Genomic DNA, 21,603 nt, shown 5'->3' with positions numbered 1-21,603 from the left:
TTCGCCACCCGTCCGGGCGCAACCCGCGTTATCATGCAACCCGGCGTCACGTCACGCGGTTTGCTTCCTTTTGGCCCTGTTGGAACATGCTTTGACAAGGGCAAGGCAAGGCCGTAAGGGACCAACGATTTTTCCGGTGGGCGGCGCGCATGCGTCTGCCTTCGGCCGGGCCAGCAATCGGCCGGTACGCGCCGGCTTTCTTCCCTTCAGGATGGCAACGAGGACAAGATGGCGAAACCAGAACTCGGCACCAAACGGGTCGATCCCGAGACGGGCCGCAAATTCTACGATCTGAACAAGGATCCCATCGTCTCGCCCTTTACGGGCAAGGAATATCCCCTCTCCTTCTTCGAGGCCATCAAGGCCGCGCCGTCGCGCAGCCGCGCCGCTGCCCCGCGCACGGAAGACGAGACCGAGAACGAGAATACGGAGGTGGCCGACACCGACGAGGAGACCGTCTCGATCAACGACATCGACGAGGACGATGACAACGGCAAGGACGATCTGCCCGACGTCGACGGCGACGATGACGACGGCATCGTGGTCGACGACGACGGCGACGACGATTCGACCTTCCTCGAAGAGGACGAGGACGAAGACGACGACATGACCGACATCATCGGCGGCGGTCGCGACGACGAAGACGACGCCTGACCGGTAAAACCCGGGCGGCTGTGAAGGCCGGCGGAGAAAAAGCGACAAATAGCGCTTGATCTTCAACCGGCATTCCAATACGAAGCCGCACACAGCGCGACGCCGGGCGGAAACGCCGGTGCTTCGCCTGGGGCCATAGCTCAGTTGGGAGAGCGCTTGAATGGCATTCAAGAGGTCGTCGGTTCGATCCCGATTGGCTCCACCAGTTTGAAGAAAGGGCCGATCTCCGCAACGGGGATCGGCCCTTTTCCTTTACGCCTCGTCGAGGCTTTCCAACACGACGTTGTCGTTGGTGTAGATGCAGATCTCGGCTGCGATGCGCATGGCGCGACGGGCGATCTCCTCTGCCGACAGATCCGTCTCGGCCAGCGCCCGGGCCGCGGCCAGTGCATAATTGCCGCCCGAGCCGATGGCGATGACGCCGCCTTCCGGCTCCAATACGTCGCCATTGCCCGTCAGCGTCAGGGTGACGCTCTTGTCGGCCACGATCATCATGGCCTCCAGGCGCCGCAGATAGCGGTCGGTGCGCCAGTCCTTGGCCAGTTCCACGCAGGCGCGCATGAGCTGGTCCGGATACTGTTCCAGCTTGCCTTCCAGGCGCTCCAGCAGGGTGAAGGCATCCGCCGTCGCGCCGGCGAAGCCGGCGATCACCTGCCCGCCCTTGCCGATGCGCCGCACCTTGCGCGCATTGCCCTTCATGACCGTATTGCCGAGCGACACCTGCCCGTCGCCTGCCACGACCACCTTGCCGCCCTTGCGCACCGTCACGATCGTCGTGCCGTACATCTTGGCCGGATCGTGCTGTTCCATACTCATTATCGCCGATTCCTTGTGTCATGCGCCGCCTGGGCGGCCCTTTGCCCGGTCATATGGGTTGCGGCGGCCGCGCGCGCAAACCGGCGCGTACGGCCGGGGTTTCCTCCCAGCCGAGTTTGGCCTACAGGATCGCCCATCGACAGCGTTAAGGGACAAGCGGTCATGGGCGACACGGCCGGGCGGCGCGATGCAGCGATCGAGCGCACCACGAAGGAAACGGCCATCCGCGTTCGGGTGGAGATCGATGGACAGGGGCGCGCCGACGTCGCCACCGGCGTCGGTTTCTTCGACCATATGCTCGATCATCTCGCCCGCCATTCGCTGATGAACCTGACCGTGGCCGCCGAGGGCGACCTGCATGTCGACGATCACCACACGGTCGAAGATGTCGGCATCGCGCTGGGCCAGGCCCTGCGCAAGGCCATGGGCGAGCGGCGGGGCATCCGGCGCTACGCCTCACTGGACCTCGCCATGGACGAATGCCTCACGCGCGCCGCCGTCGATGTCTCCGGCCGGCCCTTCCTGGTGTTCCGCACCCGGTTCACGGCCGAGAAGATCGGCACCTTCGATACGCAGCTCGTTCGTGAGTTCTTCCAGGCGCTGGCACAGAACGCCGGGCTGACGCTGCATATCGAGACCCTGTACGGGGACAATGCGCATCACATCGCCGAAACCTGCTTCAAGGCGGTTGCCCGCGTGCTGGGCGAGGCGCTTGCCATCGACCCGCGACAGGCCGACCTGATCCCCTCCACCAAGGGGGTCCTGGCCTGAGATGACACGCTTCGTCGTCATGGACCCGCCGTCGCGCCTGCCCGCGGCCGAAGCCGTTTTCGTACGCGACCGGTTTTCCTGGCTGGCCTTTCTGTTTCCATTCGTCTGGCTGTTGTGGAATCGCCTGTGGCTGGCGACGCTCGGCTTCGTCGCGGCCTCGGCAGCGGTGGCTTTCGCCTTTCGCGCCGTCGGTTCCGGCTACGGGCAATTCGCCATCCTGGCGCTCTGCGCGCTCGTCGCGCTGGAGGGGCCGGCATGGCGCATCGCGAAGCTCAGACGCCTCGGCTATACGGAAACGGCGATCCTGAACGCCGATCGCCTCGACGATGCAGAGCGCATCTACGCCGAAGGCGCCGCAAAAGAGGCGCCGGCCCGGCACATCGCCTTGACGCCGGCCGGCCGGCAGGCGGCGCGGGCGGTGCGCACGCTGCTCGACCCGATCGGAGGCTGAACCGGCCATGCAAACCGTCGCCATCATCGATTACGGGTCGGGCAACCTCCGATCGGCGGTCAAGGCTTTCGAGCGGGCCGCCGCCGATAACGGTATCGATGCCCGGATCGTCCTGACGAACGACCCCGAGCGCGTGCGTGTCGCCGACCGCATCGTCCTGCCCGGCGTCGGAGCCTATGCCGACTGCCGGTCCGGGCTCGACGCGGTGCCCGGCATGGTCGAGGCCCTGCGCGACGCCGTCGAGCGCCGCGAGACGCCGTTCCTGGGTATCTGCGTCGGCATGCAGCTCATGTCGGAACGCGGCCTGGAAAAGACCATTACGCCGGGCCTCGGCTGGATCGCCGGCGATGTGGAGCCCATCGTTCCGGCCGATCCGACGCTGAAGATCCCGCAGATCGGCTGGAACACGATCGACGTCACGTCCGAGCACGCCCTCCTGGCCGGCATTCCGACCGGGTCCGAAGGCCTGCACGCCTATTTCGTCCATTCCTATCATCTCGTTCCGGCCAGGCCCGCGCAGGTGGTTGCCACCGCCGATTATGGCGGTCCCGTCACCGCCATGGTGGCCGAGGGCAACAAGGCGGGCGTGCAGTTCCATCCCGAAAAGAGCCAGGCCCTCGGCCTGGCGCTCATTGCCAATTTCCTGGGCTGGAGGCCCTGAATGCCTCATCTCTTTCCGGCGATCGACCTGAAGGACGGCCAGTGCGTGCGGCTGAAGCTCGGCCACATGGACCAGGCCACCGTCTATAACGACGATCCCGCCGCCCAGGCGCGCACCTTCCGCGACCAGGGCTTCGCGCATCTCCATGTCGTGGACCTGAACGGCGCCTTCGAGGGACGCTCGGTCAACGGTTCGGCGGTGGACGCCATCCTGGCCGCCGTGGGCGATGACGTCCGGGTGCAACTCGGCGGCGGTATCCGCAGCCTCGACGCGGTGGAAGGCTGGCTGGCACGCGGTCTGTCCCGCGTCATCCTGGGCACCGTTGCGGTACGCCGGCCCGATCTGGTGCGCGAGGCCGCGCGGCTGTTTCCAGGCCGCATCGCCGTCGGCATCGATGCACGTGGCGGCAAGGTGGCGGTGGAAGGCTGGGCAGAAGCATCCGAACTGGAGGTGACGACACTGGCGCGCGCCTTCGAGGATGCCGGCGTGTCGGCCATCATCTACACGGATATCGACCGCGACGGCATCCTGGCCGGCATCAACTGGCCGGCCACGATCGATCTTGCCAATACGGTGCGCATTCCGGTCATCGCCTCCGGGGGCCTCGCCTCGATGGCCGATATCGAGCGCCTTGCCGCGCCGGACGCCGCCGTTCTGGAGGGGGCCATCTCCGGCAGGGCGCTGTATGACGGGCGTATCGACGTTGCCGAGGCCCTGCGCATCTTGCGGTGAACCGTCCGGAAGGCGCATAAGCGGCCTTGCGGAGATCAGAAAGCGGAACCCACGTCACGTGAGCCTGAAAAGCCGGATCATCCCCTGCCTCGACGTCAAGGACGGCCGTGTCGTCAAGGGGGTCAACTTCGTCGACCTCATCGATGCGGGCGACCCGGTCGAGGCGGCGCGCGCCTATGACGCCGCCGGAGCGGACGAGCTCTGCTTCCTCGACATCACCGCCTCATCGGATGGGCGCGACACGCTGTACGACGTGGTGGCGCGGACCGCGGAGGCCTGCTTCATGCCGGTGACGGTGGGCGGGGGCGTGCGCGAGGTGGCCGATATCCGCCGCCTGCTGCTGGCCGGCGCCGACAAGGTGTCCATCAACACGGCAGCGGTGAAGCGACCGGAGTTCGTCGCCGAGGCGGCCGACAAATTCGGCAACCAGTGCATCGTCGTTGCCATCGACGCCAAGCGCGTCTCCGTCGCCGACGAGGCCCCGCGCTGGGAAATCTTCACGCATGGCGGCCGCGAGCGCACCGGCATCGACGCGGTGGAGTTCGCGCGGCGCGTCACCGCGCTCGGTGCGGGAGAGCTGCTCCTGACATCGATGGACAGGGACGGCACCAAGGCCGGGTTCGACATCGAGCTCACCCGGACCGTGGCCGATGCCGTGAACGTGCCGGTGATCGCTTCCGGAGGGGTCGGTACGCTGGACCATCTGGTGGACGGCATCCGCGAGGGGCACGCGACGGCCGTGCTCGCGGCGTCGATCTTCCACTTCGGCACCCATTCGATCGGCGAGGCGAAGCGCCATATGGCGGCGGCCGGCCTGTCGATGCGCCTGGACGGACACTGAGACGATGACGACGGATTTTACGCTGCGTGACCTTGAAATGCGCGTCCGCGAGCGGGCATCGAGCGACGACCCCTCCTCCTATACCGCAAAGCTTGCGGCGCGCGGCATGCCGAAGGTTGCGCAGAAGCTCGGTGAAGAGGCGGTCGAGACGGTCATCGCGGCGCTCGAGGAAAGCGACGAGGCGCTGACGAGCGAAGCCGCCGACCTTCTCTACCACCTCATGGTGCTACTGCATCTGCGCGGTATCCCGCTGGCGGCCGTCGAGGCCGAACTGGCCCGCCGCACGGCGCTGACGGGGCTGGAGGAGAAGGCCGCGCGGGGGGCGCGGACCTGACCATGGACCAGATGTCGCCGTCGGGCCTGTCACCCTATCGCTTCTATTCCGCCCAGGAATGGGGTGGCTTCCGCGCCGACGAACGGCTGACCCTGACCGCCGAGGAAGTGAACCGGCTGCGCTCGATGGGCGACGCGATCGACCTCGACGAAGTGGCGCGCATCTACCTCCCGATATCACGCCTCCTGTCCTCGCATGTGGAGGCGATGCAGCTTCTGTTTCGCGAACGGCAGCGCTTCCTGGGCCGCCCGGAACAGCGCAAGACCCCCTTCATCATCGGCATCGCGGGGTCCGTTTCGGTCGGCAAATCGACCACGGCGCGCATCCTGAAGGAATTGCTGGCCCGCTGGCCGAGTTCGCCGAAGGTGGACCTGATAACCACCGATGGCTTCCTCTACCCGAATGCGGTGCTGGAAGCCGAGGGTCTCATGCAGCGCAAGGGCTTTCCGGAAAGCTACGATGTCGGCGCAATCCTGCGCTTCCTGTCGGACATCAAGGCCGGTGCGCCGGAGGTGCGGGCGCCCGTCTATTCGCATTTCCACTACGATGTGATGCGGGGCGAGACGATCACGGTCGACCGGCCGGACATCCTGATCTTCGAGGGCTTGAACGTCCTGCAGGTGCGCGAGATGCCGAAGGACGGAAAGGCGGTGCCCTTCGTCTCCGATTTCTTCGATCACTCCATCTACATCGACGCCGACGAGGCGGACCTTCGCCGCTGGTACGTCTCGCGGTTCATGAAGCTGCGCGAGACCGCGTTCCGGCAGGAAGGCTCGTTCTTCCATCGCTATTCCAAGGTTTCGGATGACGAGGCGCTGGTTATCGCCGAAGGGCTGTGGAGCAACATCAACGCCCGCAACCTCTATGAGAATATCCTGCCGACACGCCCCCGCGCCGATCTCATCCTGCGCAAGGGCGGGCTGCACCACGTCGAGCAGGTCGCCTTGCGGAAGATCTGATCTATGAAGCGCCCGTCCGTCCTGTTCGTCTGCCTCGGCAACATCTGCCGCTCGCCCTTGGCGGAGTTCGCCTTCCGCGCGGCCGCAGAGCGCGCCGGGGTCGACGCCGACATCGAATCCGCCGGTACCGGCACCTACCATCTCGGCTACGCACCCGACCCGCGCGCCCAGGCCGTGGCGCGCAAGGCGGGGCTGGACATGACGGCCAAGCGTGCGCGCCGCGTGACGCCGGACGACTTCAAGCGTTTCACCCATATCGTGGCGATGGACCGCGAAAACCTCGCCGACCTCGAAGCCATGCGGCCGAAAGGCGCGACAGCTGAGCTGTCGATGCTGCTCGACCATGTTCCCGGCCGCCAGGGCGAGCCCATCGCCGACCCGTACTACGGCGATGCCGGTGGCTTCGACACCACCTGGAACGACGTGACGGCCGGCGCGGAGGCGCTCGTCGCGCTTTTGCAAAAAAACCACCGCGCGCAGAGCCGGTAGGGCCCGGGCGTCGGCCTAGCTGAGGTAGCCGAGCTGTGCGGCCATCGCCACCGCATGGGTACGGTTAGCGGCGTTCATCTTGCGGGTCGCCGATGCCAGATGCTGCGACACCGTATGCTCCGAGACGCCGAGGCTCTGCCCAATCTCGGACGAGGTCTTGCCCAGCATGGCGAGGCGCAGGCAATCCATCTCGCGGTGCGACAAGGGGTTGTTGGAGCGGTTTTCCTCCAGCCGGCAGGCGGACAGGATCCCGAACAGGGTAAATGTCAGGCAATGCAGTTCGCGCGCCGCGGCATCGGAGGCTGGATGCGCGCCGCCGAAGACGCCGGCACCCTGCAGCCCGCCGGGGCCGTGGACGGGCAGGAACAGGCCATGCACATGGCCGCACGACAACAGAAAGCTGACCGTTTCGTCGGCCGGCTCGCCGCCCGGCGTATGGCCGAAGAGACTTTCGATGTCCCAGACGAACGGCGATGGATCGGCCTTCAGCGCGCGCATGACCGGAGAATAGCGGCCGAGGCCGAGCCGTTCGAAGCCGTCGCGGAACGGGTCGCTCCAGTTGCTGGCGACGGCACGCAACTCGCCCTGCCCGGTTTCGGTGCCATGGAAGACGGACAGGGCGCCATGCGTGAAACCGTAGGCATGGCAAACCCTGCCCAGCACGCGCGATACGTCCGACGCGGCCCATGGCCACGGCATGTCCAGCATGTCGCTCAGTGCCTGGCTTGCTGCGGTTGACGCCCTGCCTTCGTCGAACGGCATGCCGGTTCCTTCATTGCCCCAGAGTCTGACCTTAAGCGCGATCGGGTGCCGAATGAATCGGCATCGCATCGCCCATTCGCTCATACCCAGCTTTTTGAGGCCATTTTGGGTGGGGGCGGCGCTGCCATTGGCAAAATTCGGTCGGTGTCCCCATCTGTCGTCCGACAGGCCCGGCCGGGCCATCCCAATTTCCGGACAAGCGAAAGATCATGACCGACTTTTCACCCCGCGAGATCGTCTCCGAACTCGACCGCCACATCATCGGCCAGAACGATGCCAAGCGCGCCGTCGCCGTCGCCTTGCGCAACCGCTGGCGCAGGCAGCAGCTCGAAGGCTCGCTTCGGGAAGAGGTGATGCCGAAGAACATCCTGATGATCGGCCCCACCGGCGTCGGCAAGACGGAAATTTCGCGGCGCCTTGCCCGTCTGGCCGGCGCGCCGTTCATCAAGGTGGAAGCGACCAAGTTTACCGAAGTCGGCTATGTGGGCCGCGATGTCGAGCAGATCGTCCGAGACCTGGTCGAGATCGGCATCGTGCTCGTGCGCGACAAGAAACGCGAAGAGGTCCGCGCCAAGGCCCATCGCGGCGCCGAGGAGCGGGTTCTCGACGCCCTGGTCGGCAAGACGGCCTCGCCGGCCACGCGCGACAGCTTCCGCAAGCGGTTGCGTGCCGGAGAGCTCGACGACAAGGAGATCGATATCGAGGTTGCCGATACGTCCAACCCGATGGGCGGCATGGACATTCCGGGCATGCCGGGCGCCAATATCGGCGTGCTGAACCTGTCCGAGATGTTCGGCAAGGCGATGGGCAACCGCACCAAGCAGATGCACACCACCGTACGCCAAAGCTACGAGCTGTTGATCAACGAGGAATCCGACAAGTTGCTCGACAACGAGGCGCTGGTGTCCGATGCCATCGCCGCGGTCGAAAACAACGGCATCGTCTTCCTCGACGAGATCGACAAGGTGGCCAACCGACAGGACGGCATGGGCGGCGGTGTCAGCCGGGAAGGCGTGCAGCGCGATCTCCTGCCCCTCGTGGAAGGTACGACCGTCGCCACCAAGCATGGGCCGGTGAAGACGGATCATATCCTGTTTATCGCCTCGGGCGCATTCCATGTGTCCAAGCCGTCGGACCTGTTGCCCGAGTTGCAGGGCCGGCTTCCGATCCGCGTGGAGCTGCAGGCGCTCACCAAGGACGATTTCCGTCGTATCCTGACCGAGACCGAGGCTTCGCTGATCAAGCAGTATGTGGCCCTGCTGAAGACGGAGAATGTCGACCTCGAGATCACCGACGATGCGATCGACGCTTTGGCCGATATCGCCGTGGCCCTGAATGCGAGCGTCGAAAACATCGGCGCCCGGCGTCTTCAGACGGTGATGGAGCGGGTGCTGGACGAGATTTCGTTCGATGCCCCGGACCGGGGTGGCGAGCGTCATCTCGTGGATGCCGCCTATGTCCACAAGGCGCTCGACGGCATCGCCGGCAACACCGACCTGTCCCGCTTCATCCTCTAACCCCCTGATTGGTAACGCATACCATTCACGAATGAGTGTTGAGATCGTGTAGGCGATAAGGGCGGCGCTTCGGAAACGGAGTGCCGCCTTGGTCATTAGGTTCTTCGAGCACCACCAATCTCGAAAACGGGACCCATATGACGCGATTTACGACACTTCTGGCTTCGACGGCGCTTCTGACAGGCGCGGCCTTCGCCCAGACGGATAATTCCGGCCTCGGGCATGTCGAAGGGCAGGCGCCGGCCACGGGTGAAACCACGGCTGCGCCCGGCGCGCCTGTCGAGACGAACCCGCCCAACGCACCGGACCAGCAACCCGCCAGCGCCGACCAGACACGCGCGCCCCAGCCGGGCTCGATGCCGCAGATCGTCACCGAAGTGGTCGCCGAGGGACTGCCGCACCTTTGGGCGATGGAGTTCCTGCCGGATGGCCGGATGCTCGTTTCGGCCAAGGAAGGCGAGATGATGATCGTGACCGCCGAGGGCGAAGCCGGCGAGCCGATCGCCGGCGTGCCCGAGGTGGCCTCCGACGGGCAGGGCGGCCTTCTCGACATTGCGTTGAGCCCGCAATTCGCAAGCGACCAGACGATCTATTTCTCCTTCTCGGAGCCGCGCGACGGCGGCAACGGCACCAGCGTCGCCAAGGCGCGGCTCGTCGAAGACGGCGATAACGCCACGCTTGAGGATGTCGATATCATCTTCCGGCAGATGCCGACCTATGATGGCGACAAGCATTTCGGCTCGCGCCTCGTCTTCGCGCCCGATGGAAACCTGTTCGTCACCGTCGGCGAGCGGTCGGACCCGGAACCGCGCGTCCAGGCGCAGGACCTGTCCAGCGGCCTCGGCAAGGTGTTCCGCATCACCCCCGACGGTGAGGCGGCGGAAGGCAACCCCTTCGCCGGCCAGGCCGATGCGCTGCCGGAGATCTGGTCCTACGGCCATCGCAACCTGCAATCCGCCGCGCTGGACGCAGAGGGCAACCTCTGGACTGTCGAGCACGGGCCGAAGGGCGGCGATGAGTTGAACATGCCCGAGGCAGGGCTGAACTACGGATGGCCGGTCATCACCTATGGCGTGGAATATTCCGGCGCGGAAGTGGGTGACGGGCTGACCGCCGCCGAGGGCATGGAGCAACCGGTCTATTACTGGGATCCCGTCATCGGCCCGTCCGGCATGGCGCTGTACGAGGGCGATGCCATTCCCGAATGGGAGGGGGCGATGCTGATCGGCGGCCTCGTTTCGCAGGGCGTCGTGGTGGTGCATCTGGAGAATGGCCGCGTGGCGTCCGAAGAGCGCGTGCCGCTGGATGCCCGCATCCGCGACGTGCGCGTCGGACCCGATGGTGCGGTCTACGCCGTGACGGAAGCGCGCGGCGGCGGCGACAGCAGCATCATCCGCCTCACCAAGGCAGCCGATTAACCTTCCGATTGTACCGGCAGGGGGTGCGTGCTATTCAGCGCGCACCCTTTTTTGTTGCGCGCCGGATATCGGCGCGCCTGCAATCTTCCGGATAATGTCAGCGATGGTTCGGTTCACGCGTCGGCTTCCCGGCATGCTTTCCCTTTGCCTCGCCGTTCTGGTCGGCCTGTCCCCGGTCGCGGCCGCGGCACAGGATCTGGTGCCCCCCGGCAACCGCAACGCCAGCCAGCCGGCCGTGCCCGGCGGCTCCCACAGCCGGACGCGGCAGTTGCGCACGACCTTCGACACCAAGTACCAGCGCATCTACGATCTTCTCAAGCACGACAAGGATTTGCGGACGAAGATCGTCGCCGTATCGCGGCGCTACTCCATCGACCCGGTCCATATCGCCGGCGCGCTGGTGGGCGAGCATACCTACAATGTCGATGCGCTGGATCGCCTGCAGACCTATTACGTCAAGGCGACATCCTACCTCCAGTCGGGGCTGACCTTCGCCTACAAGGGCGAGTCGCTGACCGACTTCCTGTCGCGCGAGCCGTTCCGCGCCTGTGATGCCTCCCGCAGTGACGAAGCCTTGTGGAACTGCCGGGAAACGGTCTTCGAAGCCAATTTTCGGGGCCGCACCGTGGACGGTCGCAGCTATCCGAACCAGCGGTTCGGCGCCACCTTCTTCCAGCCCTACTATGCCGGGCAGACCTTCGGCCTCGGCCAGCTCAACCCGCTGACGGCCTTGTCGGTTTCGGATGTCGTGCATCGGGTATCCGGCTATCCGGAACTGGACCCCGCGGATGCGGCGGGCGTCTACGCCGCCATCATGGATCCAGACAAGACGCTGGCCTATATGGCGGCTGTCATCCGATCGTCCATCACGGCCTATCGCACCATCGCCGGCTTCGACATCTCGAAGAATCCGGGCATCGTCGCGACGCTCTACAACCTTGGAAATCCGGTGGCGCGGGCCTCGACCCTGGCGCGCGACAACCGGCAGAGGGCGGCCGCGCGGCAGCCGAAGCGGCTGCCGCAGGAAAATTATTACGGCTGGCTCGTCAACGACAAGGAAGACGAGCTGCGCGCGTTGTTCCGCTAAGGGCGGTCAGCCAAGGCGCTCGGCCACGAGCCGGCGCAGGTTGGCAAGGTCGGCAGCGAAGGAGCGGATACCCTCGGACAGCTTTTCCGTTGCCATCGCATCTTCGTTCATCGCCCAGCGGAACGCCTTTTCATCGTAGGAGCGGCGTTCGGGCGCCTCGCCACCCGCATCGGGCGACAGTTTGCGCTCCAGCGTTCCCTGGTCCTTGTCCAGCTCGTCCAGAAGGGCCGGCGAAATGGTCAGGCGGTCGCAGCCGGCCAGCGCCTCGACCTCTCCCGCGGACCGGAACGAAGCGCCCATCACCACCGTCTTGACGCCATGCGCCTTGAAGTAACGATAGATGCTGCGCACCGACTGGACGCCCGGATCCTCTTCCGGGGTGAAGGTCTTGCCGCTCTGCTTGACATGCCAGTCCAGAATGCGGCCGACGAAGGGCGAGATCAGGAAAACGCCCGCATCGGCGCATGCGATGGCCTGCGCCTCGTTGAAGATGAGCGTCAGGTTGCAGTCGATGCCTTCGCGCTGCAGGATTTCCGCCGCCCGGATGCCTTCCCACGTCGCCGCCAGCTTGATGAGGATCCGCTCGCGGCCGACGCCGCGCTGCTCATAGGCTTCGATGATCTGCCGCGCCTTGGCCACCGACGCCTCGGTATCGAAGGACAGGTCGGCATCCACCTCGGTCGAGACGCGCCCCGGCACCAGTTCGCTCAGCGCAGCGCCGACGGACACGGCCAGCCTGTCGGCCACGGCGGCGACGCGCTCGTCCCCGCTGGATGATTGCTGGCGGCCCCAGGCCACCGCCTCGTCGAGCTTCTCGGCGAACATCGGCAGCGCCACGGCCTTGAGCACGAGGGTCGGGTTGGTGGTGCAGTCCACGGGCTTGAGGCGGCGCACGGCTTCGATGTCGCCCGTATCGGCCACGACCACCGTCATGTCCCGCAATTGTTGCAGCTTGCTCGTCATTGCCTTTCGAACCTCGTTTCTTGCGATTCGATGGGGGCGCCATACGGGCCCCGGATCATCGGATATCTGCCGTACTACATAATCATTGCCGCGCTTGGAAACACCGATTGGACGCAGGCGAAGTCTGGATACTTAAAATTTGTACGTGGCTGCGCGGACACAACCACTGGTATTTTTCCTGTGCACAATCGCGGCAACTGGACGTCACGACTCCGAAACGGAATAAATGCTCTTGTTCGCATCCGGCCTACCGCCTTTTCCGTATATTCGAAAGGGGTAGCGGCGGCAGGTTGGGGATATGCCGGAAGCCGTCCCCCATGGTCCGGCACGATCGACAGGAGTGTTTCAGCCCCGTGCCCATGCCGCGCCAACCGAAATCCTTCCTGCGTTTTACATGCGTGGCATTGGCGGGCCTGCTGCTTGCGGGGTGCATGACGGGTCAACCCGACCTGTCCTCGAGCTACCGTTACGTACCGCCGGAGGGTGCCTTCGTGCTGCCGCCGCCGGGCGGGCCCCAGGTCGTCAGTGTTATCGAACGGCGCTATACGGACGCCACCGAGCAGCGCATCGTGCTTGGAACCCAGGGCGGCCAGAGCGGCGAGAACTACATCCTCGTGCAGTTCTTCGGCCCGGTCGGCAATTCCGGCCCCGGCATAGGCGACAGTCCGCTGAACGACCGGCCGCTGCGTGCGTCCGAAGTCGCCAAGGAGATCGCCGCCGCGATGCCCGGCGTGCCCATGCGCCAGTCGCCCACCTACGTCCAGAACCGTTTCGGCACGTTTTCCTATGCCATCGGGCGCGCCGGCAGCGGCGATATATGCCTCTACGCCTGGCAGCGCATCGTCGGCGTCGACAATGCGACGCTGATCCTGCGCGCGCGCGGCACGATCCAGCTTCGCATGCGGCTTTGCGCACCGAACCAGAGTGAAGAGCAGCTCCTGCTGACGATGTACGGCTTCTCCATCAACGCCTTCTTCGACAATTATCAGTGGAACCCGTACGGGGAGCCGCCGGGCCCGTCCGAGACGCTCGGCCGCCCGGGCGATCCGATCTATCCCGTAGCAGCCGGCGGTTTCGAGCCGGTGCTGGCCGATCCCGAGCCTGCACCCGCACCGACCGTCCGGCGCGCGGCGCCGGCGCGCAGAGCGGTGCAGCAGCCCGCGCCGGTGTCGTCGGCACCGCTGCCGGCGCCGGTCGGCACGCCCGTTCCGCCGCCTCCGCCGGCCGCGCAGATGCCCACCGTACCGGCGGCCCCGCCGTCGCCGCCGCCCTCAAGCGACAGGCCGTCCACGCCGCTCTGCATGCCGCATGAGAGCGGGGAGGGCGTCGTATGCCGATAGGGCGCGCGCACCGGGATTCCGTGGGAGGCGGCGAATGACGGCCGGCACCTTCCTTCTCTGGGCGCTGACCGCCGCGCTGTCGATTTCGTTGATCACGCTGCCGGTCAGCGTCGAGACGCAGCTTATCTCGGTTGCGCTGATCCTTGTCGCCATGGCCGTCATCAAGGGGCTCAAGCTCTCGGGCAACTGGCGGCTTGTGGCGCTGGCGCTCGGCACCGCCGTCGTGCTGCGATACGTCTACTGGCGGACGACGAGCACGCTGCCGCCCATCAACCAGCCCGAAAATTTCGTGCCCGGGCTCATGGTCTACCTGGCCGAGATGTACAGCGTGTTCATGCTGTTCCTCAGCCTGTTCGTGGTGGCCTCGCCGATACCGCCGCGGCCGCCGCGCCCGGCCGAAAAGCCCGAGGACCTGCCCTTCGTCGACGTTTTCGTACCCACCTACAACGAGGATGCCGGCCTTCTCGCCAATACGCTGGCCGCATGCCTTGCGATGGATTATCCGGCCGACAAGCTCAAGGTGTGGCTGCTGGATGACGGCGGCACGGTGCAGAAGCGCAATGCGGACGACCCGGAGTCGGCCCAGGGCGCCGAGCGCCGATACAAGGAATTGCAGGCTCTGTGCGCGTCGCTGGGCGCCATCTACCTGACGCGCGAGCGCAACGAGCATGCGAAGGCCGGCAACCTCAACAACGGCATGGCCTTCTCGACCGGCGAACTCATCGTCGTCTTCGATGCCGATCATGCCCCGGCGCGCGATTTCCTGCGCGAGACGGTCGGCTATTTCCGCGAGGATCCGAAGCTTTTCCTGGTCCAGACGCCGCACTTCTTCCTGAACCCCGACCCGGTGGAAAGGAATTTGCGGACCTTCACGCATATGCCGTCCGAGAACGAGATGTTCTACGGCATTATCCAGCGCGGCCTGGATAAATGGAACGCGGCCTTCTTCTGCGGTTCGGCGGCCGTGCTCAGCCGCAGGGCGCTGGAGACGACCGGCGGCTTTTCCGGCGTCAGCATCACCGAGGATTGCGAAACCGCGATCGAGCTGCATTCACGCGGGTGGAACAGCGTCTATGTGGACAAGCCGCTGATCGCCGGGCTGCAACCGGCCACCTTCGCCAGCTTCATCGGTCAGCGTTCGCGCTGGGCGCAGGGGATGATGCAGATCCTGCGCTATCGCTTCCCGCCGCTGAAGCGCGGCCTCTCGCTGCCGCAACGGCTTTGCTACATGTCGTCGACGCTGTTCTGGCTGTTTCCGTTTCCGCGCGCGATGTTCCTCGTGGCGCCGTTGTTCTATCTGTTCCTCGACCTTGAGATCTTCACTGCGTCCGGCGGCGAGTTCCTGGCCTACACGCTCACCTACATGGCCGTGAACCTCATGATGCAGAACTACATGTACGGCTATTTCCGCTGGCCATGGATTTCCGAGCTGTACGAGTATGTACAGACGGTGCACCTGCTGCCGGCCGTCATTTCCGTGATGCTGAACCCCAGCAAGCCGACCTTCAAGGTGACGGCCAAGGACGAGTCCATCTCCGAAAGCCGGCTGTCGGAAATCGCCCTGCCCTTCTTCGTCATATTCTTCGTGCTTCTGGCCGCGGTCGGCGTCACCATATGGCGCATCTACACCGAACCCTATCGCGCCGACCTGACCTTGGTGGTCGGTGGCTGGAACCTGTTGAACCTGTTGATCGCAGGATGTGCGCTCGGCGTCGTTTCGGAGCGGTCGTCAAAGCGCCAGACCCAGCGCGTGCGGATCAAGCGCCGCTGCGAGATCGAGGTGGACGGACAGGTCCTTCCCGGTACCATCGAGGACGTTTCCGTGTCCGGCGCGCGCATCCGCGTCTTCGGCACCCTGCCCGCCGATCTCGGCCAGCATGTGGGCGCGATCCTGCGGTTCAAGCCCAGCCGCCCGATGCGCGGCGACGCCCTTGCCATCGACATCCGCAACGTGGAACGCGTCGGCAATGGCGCGGCCATCGGCTGCCAGTTCGCACCGGCGACCGCCTTGCAGTACAGCCTCATCTCCGACCTGGTCTTCGCCAATTCCGACCAGTGGTCGTCCATCCAGCAATCGCGTCGCAAGAACCCGGGCGTGATTCGCGGTACGCTGTATTTCCTGCAGATCGCCATATTCCAGACGCAGCGCGGCTTGTTCTACATGTTCCGGCAGCGTTTCGGCCGGGCCGAGAAGCCCGCCGCGATCCAGGCGCCGGCACAATGAGGTGCCGTCTCGCGCCCCTCTTCGTCGCACTCTTGTGCGCGCTGTCCGGCGCCGGCCCCGCCGTGGCCCAGTCCAGTCCCTTCGACATGTCCGACGAGCGGCCCGAGGACCCCGCCCCCGTACCGCAGCAGCCGGCCGCCCCGCCGATCGCCGCGCCGAGCGCTCCGCAGCCGTCGGCCCCGGTCGAGGAGGCCCGGCCGTTCCAGCGGTTCGTCGCGCCGTTCGAGCGCCTGACGCTGTCCGGCGAGACGGCCCGACGCGCCTGGTCGATCTACCTGACGCCGGAACAGGCCGCGGCCGGCAACCGCCTGAGCATCGGCTACCAGAATGCCATCTTCGTGGCGCCGGAAGCCTCGCGGCTGCGCGTCAGCATCAATGGTGCGATGCTGGTCGACGAGGCCATAGCCTCTCCGGACACCGTCTCCGACCTCGCATCGGACATCGCACCCGGCCTTCTCAAGCCGGGCTATAATCTGATCCAGTTCGAAGCCTCCATGCGGCATCGGACGGATTGCAGCATCTCGTCCACCTACGATCTGTGGACGGAGATTTCCACGGCGCGCACGTTCGTGCAGTTCTCCGACCCGGATGCGGGCCAGATGCGCCGGCTTGAGGATATTCGCGCCCTTGGCGTCGATGCCACCGGTTCCACCCGCTTCACCATCGTCGTTCCCGCAGCGGAGACGGGCTCGGCCGCGGAGCCCCTGGTCCAGCTTGCGCAGGGTCTTTCACTGATGGCCGCGATGCCGAACCAGTCGGTGCGTGTCATCTCGGAATTGCCGCAGGAAATGGGACCGGGAGAGGCTGTCGTCCTGCTCGGTCCGGCAGGCTCCCTCCGGCGCATCCTGCCGGAACTGCCCGACCAGGCGGGCAGCGCGGCCACCCTCGATTTCCTGCCCGGCATCGTCGAAGGCGGAACGGTCATGCTGGTGACCGGCGCCGGATGGTCCGACGTCAACGCCGCCATCCGCCAGATCACCGCCCCGTCCGAACGCGCCGTCGCGGTCGCCCGTACCGTTCTGTCCTACAATGGCTGGATCTACCCGGAGGCACCGTTCGTTCTAGGCAACTCCAGCATCAGCCTCGCGACGCTCGGCGTTGCGACGTCCGAATTTTCCGGTCGACGCTTCAATACCGAGTTCAATATCGGCATCCCCTCGGACTTCTACGCCGAAGCCTACGGCGAGGCCCGGCTGGTGCTGGATGCCGCCTACTCGCGCGATATCCTGCCCGGCAGCCATCTGGACGTCTATGTGAACGGCAATATCGCGACCACCGTGCCACTGGGGGCAGGCAGCGGCGCTATCCTGAGGCAGGTGCCTGTCAACGTCACGATGCGGCACTTCCGGCCGGGCCTGAACCGCGTCGCGATCGAAGTAGTGCTGCTGACGGCAAGCGACGCCGTCTGCGCCCCGGGCGCAAGCGCCGGCAACGATGTCCGCTTCGCCCTCTTCGACACCTCGACCTTCGACATCCCCAACTTTGCACGGATCGGGACGCGCCCCAACCTGTCGGCACTTGGGGGCACCGGATTCCCGTATAACCGCCTGGCCGAACCCCTTCCCGTCATCATGGATCGCGGCAGCCGCGAGACGCTGGCAGCAACGGCGACGCTGGTTTCCCGTCTCGCCCTGGCGGCCGGTCGGGTGATCGAGATCGATACGACGATCCCCATCACATCTCTGTCCAACCGCAATGCCTTGTTCGTCAACACGTTGCCCCAGGTACCGGTCGGCGTCCTGGCGGCGGTCGGCATCGCAGAGCAGGCGCGCGTGAGCGGGGGTGACACGACCAGCCAGTCCGCCGCTTCCGCCGGAACCGTGGCGGCCATGAACCGGTGGAGCAGCGAAGTCGGGACCAACTGGCTGCATCCCGTGGAACGGTTGCGCGAATGGCTGTCCGAGACATTCGACCTGTCTTTCGACGCGCTGCGGCTGCTGCCGTCCGACGATGCGCCCTACATGCCCGCGCCGGGCGTATCCTTTATACTGGCGCAAGGCGCCAGCCCCGGCGGCGACGCGGCCTGGACGCTCGCCACCGCCGCCACCGACGAGGACATGATGATCGGCATCGACCGGCTGGTGCGATCGGACGGATGGTCGGAGCTGACCGGGCGCCTGATGAACTACACCGCGTCGACCGACAGCTACGCGAACGTCCCGGTGTCCAATGTCGAGTTCTTCCAGACGCAGCCGCTATCCTACTCCAATCTGCGCCTGGTGGCCGCAAACGCCCTGTCGGAGAATATTCTTCTGTACGCCGCAATGCTCGTTTTGTTTTCCATCATCCTCGGCGTTACGACGACGTGGCTGACCAAACGCCTGGGGCGCCACTGATGATCCGACGCCTGAAAGCCCTCCTGTCCTGTGCGCTCGCCATGCTGTCGCTGGCCGGTCCCGCCGCGGCCGCCTCCATCGACGCGGCCGACTGGCAGGCCTATGCCGACGCGTTCGTGGAGGCGAATGGGCGCGTCGTGGATACCGCCAACGGCCGCATCAGCCACAGCGAAGGCCAGGGCTACGGGATGCTGCTGGCATTCCTGGCGGACAACAGGGGCGATTTCGAAAGAATCTGGTCCTTCACCCGGACCGAATTGCTGCTGCGCGACGACGGGCTGGCCATGTGGCGCTGGGACCCCGCTTCGACGCCCCGTGTCACCGACCCCAACAATGCCAGCGACGGCGATATCCTTATCGCTTACGCGCTCGGCCTTGCCGGCCGGGCCTGGCAGCGGGCGGACCTGACCAACGCCGGCGCGGCGCTGGCCACCTCGATCGGCAACACGGTGGTGGTGGGGCACGGCGGCGCGCCGATCCTTCTGCCGGGCCTGGAAGGCTATGGCCGCGACGCACGCGACGATGGCCCCGTCGTCAACCTGTCCTACTGGATTTTCGAGGCCTTCCCGGTGCTTCGGCAGTTGGCCCCGGGCACCGACTGGGAGGCCCTGTCGCAAAACGGCATCGCGCTGACGAAGCGCTCACTTGGCCCGGACCGGCCGCTTCCGCCCGAATGGCTGTCGGTTCAGACCGTGCCCCGGCCCGCCAAGGGCTTCAAGGACGAGTTCGGCTATAACGCGATCCGCATACCGCTGTATCTGATCCGCGGCGAGGTCGCGGAGCCGGAGCTCATCCGCGGCCTGATTTCGGCGATGGCGCCGGACGGCACCGCCGTCAACCTGGTCGACCTGACAAATGGCCATGTCACCGAACGGTTGACCGACCCCGGCTACCGCATCCTGCCGGCGCTGGCCGCCTGCGCGCTGGACGGAACCGCCATTCCGGCCGAGCTGCGCCGGTTCCAGCCCACGCTCTATTATCCGTCGACGCTGCATCTCCTGTCCCTCGCCTATGTGGCCGAGCGTCATCCGGAGTGCCTGTCATGAACCATATGAGCCTCTTCGGCGCAGGTGCCGGGCTGATCGCCCTCCTGGGCATATCGGGGCCCCTGTCGCCCTTTGCGCCGGACGTGACACGGGCGCCCGACAGCCGGCTTCTTGCGCAGGCGACGCCGGCGCCGGCGACTTCCGCTCCGGCCCCGGCTGCGGCCCGCGCCCCCGCTCCATCCGGTGTGCCGGAAGTCGACGAAACGGCGCTGCGCTATTTTGCACGGCAGGGCGACACGCGCCGGCTGGAGGCCGAGATCGCCCGCCTGCGGTCGCTCTATCCGGACTGGACGCCGCCGGCCGACCCGCTGGCCGTCGAGGATGCCGGCGATCCGGAGCTCGACAGGATGTGGCAGCTCTATGCCCAGGGCCAGTATCCCCAGGTCCGCGAAGCGATCGCGCAGCGCCAGACGCGCGAGCCGGCATGGCAGGTTCCGGCCGACCTTCTGGACCGGCTTGCGCTGGCCGAGGCCCGGCAGCAGCTCATCAATGCATCCGATCTCAAGCAATTCGAGACGGTGGTGCGCCTGGGGGCCGAAAATCCGAGCCTTCTGACGTGCAGCGACGTCGACGTGCTGTGGCGGGTGGCGGCCGCCTTCGCCCAGACGGATCGTCCGGGCCGGGCCACCGATGCCTACCGCTACATCCTGACCAACTGCAACGACGCCAACGAGCGTCTCGCAACGGTCCAGATGGCGCTGCCGCTGCTTCCGAAAAGCGACCTGCAGCAGTTGCTGGCGCTCGAGCGGACCGGCCAGAACGGTGTGGGTGAGTTCCAGCCTGTGCGCGTGGACATTGCACGTCAGGCCGTCGCCGATGGCGGCAGCAACCCCGACGAAACCGTCCCGCAGGCCGACCTGCGCCTGGTCGAGGAGGCCGCGCAGGCCTCCGACACGGCGAACGACCCGCTGCTTCTCGGCTGGTACTACGTGCAGCGTCAGGGTTATGACGAGGCGCGCCGCTGGTTTTCCATGGCGTCGGAGCGCGAGCCGACCGCGGAGGCAGCGCGCGGGCTTGCCCTTTCGCTGATCGGCCTGCGCCAATTCGCCGAGGCCGAGGCCGCCATGCGGCCTTACAGCGGAGAATCGACCCAGTCCCGTTCGGTCTATCTGGCGGCCGCAGCCAATCTCCTGGCAATCGAGCCGCCCGTCAGCCTGCCCCAGGAGGTTCTCGCGCGGATCGTGCAGGAGGTGGCGACGGGCCGCGATGCCGCGACCGCCGAGCAGCTCGGCTGGTATTCCTATGCGCTCAACCAGTTCCAGACCGCCGGACAATGGTTCACGACGAGCCTGGAGTGGAAACCCGACGGCGAACTGGCGGCATTCGGCCTGGCGTTGACACGCCAGCGGCTGGGCGATGCGGCGGGCCTTCGGGCGATCCAGCAGCAATGGGCCGGACGTTCCGAGCGCATCGCAAACATCGGACGGGACTGGCGGGGCGCCACGCCGCCGGCCGCGGCGACGGCACCGGCCCAGACCTTGCCGCCCGCGCCGCAGCAACCCATCGCGCAGGTTCAACAGCAGCAAGCCGTACCGCAATTGGCCCAGCCTATGCCCCAGGCGATGGCCTATGCGGAACCGGCGCCCAGGGTACAGCCGGCGGTGCCCGGGCAGCAGCCGGCACCCGCTCCGCAGCAGGCACCCGCCCCGCGCGCGGCCGCATCCGGTGGCGGCGGCACGACGGGCTGTCGCGGCTTCGTGCCGCCGCAAACCCTGTCGGCGCAGGCCGCGCTGAACCGCGCCTGGTGCCTGATGGAGCTGAACCGCCCCATGGAGGCGGCTCCGGCCTTCGAAGTTGGCCTCCAGACGACCAATCCGACGACCCGGCAGGATGCCGCCTACGGTCTGGCGCTGGCCTATCTTCGGCAGAACCTGGTGGACAAGGCGGCTGTCGCCGCCACCATGGCGCCGCAGCCCCGCGCGCGCAGGATCGAGCTGGAGGGGTCCATCCTGTCGCAGCGCGCAACCAGCAATTTCGACGCCGGCCGCCCGGTCGAAACCATCATGACGCTGGACCAGAGGGCCCGGATCGTGCCCGAGCAACTCGACCTGATGGTGCTGCGCGGCTATTCCTACATGCAGCTCCGCCGCTATCGCGATGCGGAGCGGGTGTTCAAGGCCGTGGCGGCCACCGGCAACCGCGAAGGGATACGCGGGCTGGCCGCGGTCCGGGAGGCCATGCGGCCTACAGGCCGCTGACGCT

The 21,603-nt window shown here is 66.3% G+C and carries 20 protein-coding genes and 1 tRNA gene; 18 read left to right on the top strand and 3 right to left on the bottom strand.

All coding sequences use genetic code 11. The features are described from left to right. Nucleotides 1–228 precede the first annotated feature (228 nt). Together IGS74_RS02470 and IGS74_RS02465 are read left to right on the top strand one after the other, a co-directional pair. Nucleotides 229–654 (top strand): TIGR02300 family protein, encoded by a 426-nt coding sequence (locus IGS74_RS02470; protein ID WP_192389095.1) that lies wholly within the window; start codon nt 229–231, stop codon nt 652–654. Between the two features lie 129 nt (nt 655–783). Further along, nucleotides 784–859, top strand: a tRNA-Ala gene (locus tag IGS74_RS02465). Between the two features lie 47 nt (nt 860–906). Here IGS74_RS02465 and hslV read toward each other — a convergent pair. Continuing rightward, nucleotides 907–1,464 carry an ATP-dependent protease subunit HslV gene (hslV, locus tag IGS74_RS02460; protein ID WP_039195041.1) on the bottom strand — a complete coding sequence of 186 codons (558 nt, stop codon included), beginning with the start codon at nt 1,462–1,464 and terminating at the stop codon, nt 907–909. A gap of 168 nt (nt 1,465–1,632) precedes the next feature. Here hslV and hisB point away from each other — a divergent pair, with 168 nt between their 5' ends. From hisB to IGS74_RS02420, 8 genes are read left to right on the top strand one after another with little or no spacing between them, the layout of a single operon-like run. After that, nucleotides 1,633–2,241, top strand: a complete 609-nt coding sequence (gene hisB / locus IGS74_RS02455; RefSeq protein WP_039195038.1) for an imidazoleglycerol-phosphate dehydratase HisB — start codon at nt 1,633–1,635, stop codon at nt 2,239–2,241. A 1-nt stretch (nt 2,242) separates the two neighbouring features. Next, the gene (locus IGS74_RS02450) at nt 2,243–2,692 is read left to right on the top strand and encodes a DUF2628 domain-containing protein (protein WP_192389093.1); all 450 of its coding nucleotides are present in this window, start codon (nt 2,243–2,245) and stop codon (nt 2,690–2,692) included. Between the two features lie 7 nt (nt 2,693–2,699). Beyond that, nucleotides 2,700–3,353, top strand: a complete 654-nt coding sequence (gene hisH, locus IGS74_RS02445; protein ID WP_192389091.1) for an imidazole glycerol phosphate synthase subunit HisH — start codon at nt 2,700–2,702, stop codon at nt 3,351–3,353. Next, a complete protein-coding gene (hisA, locus tag IGS74_RS02440) occupies nt 3,354–4,085 on the top strand; it encodes a 1-(5-phosphoribosyl)-5-[(5-phosphoribosylamino)methylideneamino]imidazole-4-carboxamide isomerase (RefSeq protein WP_192389089.1) in 732 nt (243 codons plus the stop codon). Between the two features lie 58 nt (nt 4,086–4,143). Continuing rightward, nucleotides 4,144–4,926, top strand: coding sequence for an imidazole glycerol phosphate synthase subunit HisF (hisF, locus tag IGS74_RS02435; protein ID WP_192389087.1), 783 nt, complete (start codon nt 4,144–4,146; stop codon nt 4,924–4,926). Between the two features lie 4 nt (nt 4,927–4,930). Continuing rightward, a complete protein-coding gene (locus IGS74_RS02430) occupies nt 4,931–5,260 on the top strand; it encodes a phosphoribosyl-ATP diphosphatase (RefSeq protein WP_192389085.1) in 330 nt (109 codons plus the stop codon). Between the two features lie 2 nt (nt 5,261–5,262). Further along, nucleotides 5,263–6,219: a type I pantothenate kinase gene (gene coaA, locus IGS74_RS02425; protein WP_039195027.1), complete on the top strand. Its 957-nt coding sequence runs from the start codon at nt 5,263–5,265 to the stop codon at nt 6,217–6,219. 3 nt (nt 6,220–6,222) lie between these two features. Then, complete coding sequence (locus tag IGS74_RS02420; RefSeq protein ID WP_192389083.1) at nt 6,223–6,708, top strand: low molecular weight protein-tyrosine-phosphatase; 486 nt, start codon at nt 6,223–6,225, stop codon at nt 6,706–6,708. A 15-nt stretch (nt 6,709–6,723) separates the two neighbouring features. Here IGS74_RS02420 and IGS74_RS02415 read toward each other — a convergent pair whose 3' ends face one another. After that, entirely contained in the window at nt 6,724–7,470 is a 747-nt protein-coding gene (locus IGS74_RS02415; RefSeq protein WP_192389081.1) for a LuxR family transcriptional regulator, read from the bottom strand. Between the two features lie 209 nt (nt 7,471–7,679). Here IGS74_RS02415 and hslU point away from each other — a divergent pair, with 209 nt between their 5' ends. The 3 genes from hslU (at nt 7,680) to IGS74_RS02400 (ending at nt 11,492) form a co-directional block, all read left to right on the top strand. Further along, complete coding sequence (gene hslU / locus IGS74_RS02410; protein WP_039195025.1) at nt 7,680–8,987, top strand: ATP-dependent protease ATPase subunit HslU; 1,308 nt, start codon at nt 7,680–7,682, stop codon at nt 8,985–8,987. 137 nt (nt 8,988–9,124) lie between these two features. Beyond that, nucleotides 9,125–10,405: a PQQ-dependent sugar dehydrogenase gene (locus IGS74_RS02405; protein ID WP_192389079.1), complete on the top strand. Its 1,281-nt coding sequence runs from the start codon at nt 9,125–9,127 to the stop codon at nt 10,403–10,405. Nucleotides 10,406–10,538: 133 nt separating this feature from the next. Beyond that, the gene (locus IGS74_RS02400; protein ID WP_246723107.1) at nt 10,539–11,492 is read left to right on the top strand and encodes a DUF1402 family protein; all 954 of its coding nucleotides are present in this window, start codon (nt 10,539–10,541) and stop codon (nt 11,490–11,492) included. 6 nt (nt 11,493–11,498) lie between these two features. On the opposite strand, the gene tal is transcribed toward IGS74_RS02400, so the two are convergent. Further along, nucleotides 11,499–12,455, bottom strand: a complete 957-nt coding sequence (tal, locus tag IGS74_RS02395; protein WP_192389075.1) for a transaldolase — start codon at nt 12,453–12,455, stop codon at nt 11,499–11,501. Between the two features lie 317 nt (nt 12,456–12,772). Between tal and bcsN the strand changes: the two genes are divergently transcribed. Genes bcsN through IGS74_RS02370 form a run of 5 tightly spaced genes read left to right on the top strand, consistent with a single transcriptional unit; the run spans nt 12,773 to nt 21,599 of the window. After that, nucleotides 12,773–13,795, top strand: coding sequence for a cellulose biosynthesis protein BcsN (gene bcsN / locus IGS74_RS02390; protein WP_192389073.1), 1,023 nt, complete (start codon nt 12,773–12,775; stop codon nt 13,793–13,795). Nucleotides 13,796–13,829: 34 nt separating this feature from the next. Further along, nucleotides 13,830–16,019, top strand: coding sequence for a UDP-forming cellulose synthase catalytic subunit (gene bcsA, locus IGS74_RS02385; RefSeq protein WP_039195020.1), 2,190 nt, complete (start codon nt 13,830–13,832; stop codon nt 16,017–16,019). After that, on the top strand, nt 16,016–18,355 hold the full coding sequence (locus IGS74_RS02380; RefSeq protein WP_192389071.1) for a cellulose biosynthesis cyclic di-GMP-binding regulatory protein BcsB: 2,340 nt from the start codon (nt 16,016–16,018) through the stop codon (nt 18,353–18,355). The genes bcsA and IGS74_RS02380 overlap by 4 nt, the downstream gene beginning before the upstream one ends. 2 nt (nt 18,356–18,357) lie before the next feature. Next, a complete protein-coding gene (locus tag IGS74_RS02375) occupies nt 18,358–19,401 on the top strand; it encodes a glycosyl hydrolase family 8 (protein ID WP_192391306.1) in 1,044 nt (347 codons plus the stop codon). After that, entirely contained in the window at nt 19,398–21,599 is a 2,202-nt protein-coding gene (locus IGS74_RS02370; protein ID WP_192389069.1) for a tetratricopeptide repeat protein, read from the top strand. The genes IGS74_RS02375 and IGS74_RS02370 overlap by 4 nt, the downstream gene beginning before the upstream one ends. Nucleotides 21,600–21,603: the final 4 nt, after the last annotated feature.

The organism is Aureimonas sp. OT7 (assembly GCF_014844055.1).
Lineage (GTDB): Bacteria > Pseudomonadota > Alphaproteobacteria > Rhizobiales > Rhizobiaceae > Aureimonas > Aureimonas altamirensis_A.
This window is presented reverse-complemented; position numbering and strand designations above follow the sequence as displayed.

Coding starts and splice junctions, on each gene's coding strand:
- coaA (WP_039195027.1), top strand. CDS start 5,263: ATGGACCAGATGTCGCCGTCGGGCCTGTCACCCTATCGCTTCTATTCC.
- tal (WP_192389075.1), bottom strand. CDS start 12,455: ATGACGAGCAAGCTGCAACAATTGCGGGACATGACGGTGGTCGTGGCC.
- hisH (WP_192389091.1), top strand. CDS start 2,700: ATGCAAACCGTCGCCATCATCGATTACGGGTCGGGCAACCTCCGATCG.
- IGS74_RS02370 (WP_192389069.1), top strand. CDS start 19,398: ATGAACCATATGAGCCTCTTCGGCGCAGGTGCCGGGCTGATCGCCCTC.
- bcsN (WP_192389073.1), top strand. CDS start 12,773: ATGGTCCGGCACGATCGACAGGAGTGTTTCAGCCCCGTGCCCATGCCG.
- hisA (WP_192389089.1), top strand. CDS start 3,354: ATGCCTCATCTCTTTCCGGCGATCGACCTGAAGGACGGCCAGTGCGTG.
- IGS74_RS02380 (WP_192389071.1), top strand. CDS start 16,016: ATGAGGTGCCGTCTCGCGCCCCTCTTCGTCGCACTCTTGTGCGCGCTG.
- IGS74_RS02405 (WP_192389079.1), top strand. CDS start 9,125: ATGACGCGATTTACGACACTTCTGGCTTCGACGGCGCTTCTGACAGGC.
- bcsA (WP_039195020.1), top strand. CDS start 13,830: ATGACGGCCGGCACCTTCCTTCTCTGGGCGCTGACCGCCGCGCTGTCG.
- IGS74_RS02420 (WP_192389083.1), top strand. CDS start 6,223: ATGAAGCGCCCGTCCGTCCTGTTCGTCTGCCTCGGCAACATCTGCCGC.
- hslV (WP_039195041.1), bottom strand. CDS start 1,464: ATGGAACAGCACGATCCGGCCAAGATGTACGGCACGACGATCGTGACG.
- hslU (WP_039195025.1), top strand. CDS start 7,680: ATGACCGACTTTTCACCCCGCGAGATCGTCTCCGAACTCGACCGCCAC.
- IGS74_RS02470 (WP_192389095.1), top strand. CDS start 229: ATGGCGAAACCAGAACTCGGCACCAAACGGGTCGATCCCGAGACGGGC.
- IGS74_RS02450 (WP_192389093.1), top strand. CDS start 2,243: ATGACACGCTTCGTCGTCATGGACCCGCCGTCGCGCCTGCCCGCGGCC.
- IGS74_RS02415 (WP_192389081.1), bottom strand. CDS start 7,470: ATGCCGTTCGACGAAGGCAGGGCGTCAACCGCAGCAAGCCAGGCACTG.
- IGS74_RS02430 (WP_192389085.1), top strand. CDS start 4,931: ATGACGACGGATTTTACGCTGCGTGACCTTGAAATGCGCGTCCGCGAG.
- IGS74_RS02400 (WP_246723107.1), top strand. CDS start 10,539: ATGCTTTCCCTTTGCCTCGCCGTTCTGGTCGGCCTGTCCCCGGTCGCG.
- hisB (WP_039195038.1), top strand. CDS start 1,633: ATGGGCGACACGGCCGGGCGGCGCGATGCAGCGATCGAGCGCACCACG.